This is a genomic window from Streptomyces barringtoniae (assembly GCF_020819595.1).
Taxonomy (GTDB): Bacteria; Actinomycetota; Actinomycetes; order Streptomycetales; family Streptomycetaceae; genus Streptomyces; species Streptomyces barringtoniae.
This window is the reverse complement of record NZ_JAJHNP010000120.1, coordinates 1-359: the sequence shown is the minus strand read 5'-3', so window position 1 is coordinate 359 and position 359 is coordinate 1. Positions and strand designations below refer to the sequence as shown.

Here is a 359-nt window from a genome sequence, read left to right as displayed (position 1 = left end):
GTATACGCCGTCTGATCGATCAGCTGAGCGTCATCGCCGAACACCGCTTCCCGCAGGGGAAGTTCGAACCTGGCGAAAACCTCGTCCAGCGCCTCGGCGAACACGGGATACGCGTCGTACAGTTCCCGGCCCATGCCCAGCCGCTGACTGCCCTGACCGGTGAACAGGAACGCCGTCTTGCCCGCCACCACCGACCCGGTCACCAGGCCAGACACCGCGCCACGTCCGTCGGCCAGCGCCTCAAGCCCCGCCAGCAACCCGTCACGGCCCTCCGCCACGACCACCGCACGCCGCTCCAGAGCAGACCGCGTCGTCGCCAACGAGTACGCCACATCGACCGGTTCGACACCGGCGTCCCC

Annotated in this window: 1 protein-coding gene; it reads right to left on the bottom strand. The window is 68.5% G+C overall.

Annotation, left to right across the window (positions count from 1 at the left end; translation table 11 throughout):
* The coding region (locus tag LMU33_RS40990; RefSeq protein ID WP_372478167.1) for an acyltransferase domain-containing protein at positions 1-284 on the bottom strand (284 nt) is incomplete at its 3' end.
* Between the last annotated feature and the right edge of the window lie 75 nt (positions 285-359).